We start from the raw sequence: 3,208 nt of genomic DNA on the forward strand, positions 1-3,208 counted from the left end.
CGCCGGGCGGCGCGGTGGGGAGGGGTGAGGGGGCGGCGCACCCTGCCGCGATGCGTTGCAGGCGCGGGGGATATGGCTACACTCCGCCCCCGATGAGCGCCGCACCCACACCCCCCCTGTCCCTGCCGTCGGACCCAGACCTTGCCGACCCGCCGCCCGGCTGGGGCGCGCAGACCCGGCTGCGACTCCCCTCGCCCGAGGCGACCGGGGCGCTGGCCGTCCGCCTTGCGCGCCTGCTGCGCCCCGGCGACACGCTCTTGTTGCAAGGCCAGCTGGGGGCCGGGAAAAGCCATGTCGCCCGCGCCGCGATCCGCGCCCTGATCGGCCCCGGCGGCGAGCGGGCCGAGGTGCCCTCGCCCAGCTTCACCCTCGTGCAGGTCTACGACACCGCGGCGGGCGAGGTCTGGCATGCCGACCTCTACCGCCTGACCGACCCGGCCGAGGCCGAGGAGCTGGGGCTGGAGGCCGCGATGGAGGAGGCGATCTGCCTCGTCGAATGGCCCGACCGGCTGGCGCCCGACTGGCCCGAGGGGGCCGTCTGCCTGCGCCTTGCCGCCGATCCCGCCGATCCCGAGGCGCGGACACTTACCCTGATCGCGCCCGAAGGCAGCACGCTGGCCGCGCGGCTTGCGCCCGAATTGGGGGCCGCATGAGCGACCCGGTCGCGGCCCTTCTTGACCGTGCCGGTTGGGGCGCGGCCACGCGCGCGCCGCTTGCCGGTGACGCCTCCGCGCGCAGCTACCTGCGCCTTGTCCGCGCCGATGGCGCGACCGCCGTTCTGATGCAGGCCCCGGTGACGACCGCGGCCGAGCGCGAGAGCCTTGCCGCCGTTGGCCGCGTGAACGCTCACTTGGTGTCCCTCGGCCTCTCGGCCCCCGCGACGCTGGCCGAGGACATGGCCAACGGCCTGCTGCTGCAGGAGGATTTCGGCGATGCGACGCTGGCGCGGCTGCTGGCGTGCGGCGCGCCCGAGGCCGCCACGGCCTACGAGGCCGCCGCGGAGGTGCTCGACCGTCTCGCCGCGGCCCCCGTGCCCGGCTGGGCCGCCACGCCTGACGCCGAAGAACAATCCGCCATGCTCGCCCCCACGCTTCAGGCGCTGCCCGATGACCCCACCCTCGCCGCGCTGCCCGGCCTGATGGCCGAGGCGCTGGCCCGCCATGCCGCTGGCCCGCCGGTGCTGGCGCTGCGCGATTACCATGCCGACAACCTGGTCTGGCTGCCGGAGCGCGACGGCCCCGCCCGTATCGGCCTGCTCGACGTGCAGGACGCCGTCGCGCTGCCGCTTGGCTACGACCTCGCCTCGCTCCTCGACGATCCGCGCCGCGATGTGCCCGAAGGCATCCGAAGCGCGCTGACCCAAGGCTTCGCCGCCACCCATGGCCTGACCGAGGCACAGGCGACCGCGCGGCTCGCCACGCTGTCGCTGCTCAGGAACCTGCGCATCCTCGGCATCTTCCGCCGTCTCGCCACCACGGGCGGCAAGCCGCGCTATGCCGCCTTCCTGCCGCGCACGGGCGCGCTGGTGGACCGCGCCGCCGCGCATCCGGCGCTGGAACCGCTGCAGGCCCCCGTCGCCCGCCTGCGCGCGCTGAGCGCCCATTGGGCCGGGGTGGCGGCATGATCCCCGACGTGATGATCCTTGCCGCGGGCTTCGGCACGCGCATGGGCGCGCTGACCTCCGACCGGCCCAAGCCGCTGATCGAGGTGGCGGGCCGCCCGCTGCTCGATCACGCCATCGCCGCGGCGCGCGACGGCGGCGGGCGCATCGCCGTCAACGCCCATTACCGCGCCGGGCAGATCGCGGCCCACCTTTCCGCGCATCACCCCGACATCGCGCTTTCGGTCGAAACGCCCGATATCCTCGACAGTGGCGGCGGCTTGAAACAGGCCCTGCCGCATCTGCGCACCGATCCCGTCGCCACCCTGAACGCCGATGCCGTCTGGGATGGCCCGCCGCCGCTGGCCGCGCTCACGCACGCATGGACGCCCGCCATGGGCGCGCTGATGCTGCTTGTGCCGCGAGAAAACGCCGTAGGGCGGCAGGGCGGCGGCGACGTGGCGATGGACGCCGAGGGCCGCCTGACATGGGACCGCTCCGACGCGGCTTTCGTCCACACCGGCGCGCAGCTGATCGCGCCCGGCCCCATCGCCGCCCACCCCGCGCGCGCCTTTTCGCTGCGCGAAACATGGGGGGCGCTGATGGCCGAGGGGCGGCTTTACGGCACGGTCTACCCCGGCCGCTGGGCCGATGTGGGACACCCCGACGGCATCCGACAGGCCGAGGAGATGCTGACCCATGCCTGACCTCTTCGCGCCGCAGGACAGCCCGCGCCTCTACGCCACGCCGCTCGGCAGTGATTTCTGCGCCGCGCTGGTCGCGGGGCTGGACCACATGCTCGCGGGTCAGCCGCCCGAGGCCATCGCGCGGGTCACGCTCTATGTCGCCAACGCCCGCATGGACCGCCGCTTGCGCGCGCTTTACCTCGCCCGCGGGGCGGGGTTCCTGCCGCGGATCAAACCCGTCGGCGCGCTGGGCGAGGCAGGAACGCTCGCGGGCCTGCCCGCCGCCATACCGCCCCTGCGCCTGCGGCTGCAACTGGTGCAGCTGATCGGCAAGCTGCTCGAGGCGCAGCCGGACCTCGCCCCGCGCTCGGCGCTTTACGATCTGGCCGACAGCCTTGCCGACCTGATGGGCGAGATGTTCGAAGAGGGCGTGACGCCCGGCACCATCGCGAACCTCGACATCGGCGATCACGCAACCCATTGGCAACGCTCGCAAAGCTTCGTCGACCTCGTCACCCATTTCCTGCAGGAGGATGCCGCCCTGACCCGCGAGGCGCGGCAGACGCGCATCGTCGCGGCGCTGGCCCGGCAGTGGCAAAGCCAGCCACCCGCGCACCCGGTCATTGTCGCAGGCTCCACCGGCTCGCGCGGGGCGACCGCGCAGCTGATGGAGGCGGTGGCCCGCCTGCCGCAGGGGGCGGTGATCCTGCCGGGCATCGACCGCGACATGCCGCCCGAGATCTGGGCGCGCCTGCTCGAGGGGCGGCGCGACGGGCTGGATGGCGAGGACCACCCGCAGTTCCGGCTGGCGAAGATCGCCGAGCGCCTTGGCCTAGACCCCGCCGCGATCCCCGACTGGCCGAGGTCGCAGCGGCCCGCGGGCAGCCGCGGCGCGATCCTGTCGCTGGCGCTGCGCCCCGCG

Annotated in this window: 3 protein-coding genes and 1 pseudogene; all 4 read left to right on the forward strand. The window is 74.4% G+C overall.

Features of this window, described 5'->3' with window-relative positions:
- The first annotated feature begins 92 nt into the window (after positions 1 to 92).
- The gene (tsaE, locus tag QQK83_RS19060) at positions 93 to 653 is read left to right on the forward strand and encodes a tRNA (adenosine(37)-N6)-threonylcarbamoyltransferase complex ATPase subunit type 1 TsaE (RefSeq protein ID WP_284266996.1); all 561 of its coding nucleotides are present in this window, start codon (positions 93 to 95) and stop codon (positions 651 to 653) included.
- Positions 650 to 1,624: an aminoglycoside phosphotransferase family protein gene (locus QQK83_RS19065; RefSeq protein WP_284266997.1), complete on the forward strand. Its 975-nt coding sequence runs from the start codon at positions 650 to 652 to the stop codon at positions 1,622 to 1,624. Before tsaE ends, QQK83_RS19065 begins: the two co-directional genes overlap by 4 nt.
- On the forward strand, positions 1,621 to 2,307 hold the full coding sequence (locus QQK83_RS19070) for a nucleotidyltransferase family protein (protein WP_284266999.1): 687 nt from the start codon (positions 1,621 to 1,623) through the stop codon (positions 2,305 to 2,307). Before QQK83_RS19065 ends, QQK83_RS19070 begins: the two co-directional genes overlap by 4 nt.
- Positions 2,300 to 3,208: pseudogene (locus QQK83_RS19075) on the forward strand (double-strand break repair protein AddB); the annotation flags it as partial. The gene QQK83_RS19070 and the pseudogene QQK83_RS19075, both read left to right, overlap by 8 nt.

Origin of the sequence: Roseicyclus amphidinii, from assembly GCF_030163755.1 — a bacterium.
Lineage (GTDB): Bacteria > Pseudomonadota > Alphaproteobacteria > Rhodobacterales > Rhodobacteraceae > Roseicyclus > Roseicyclus amphidinii.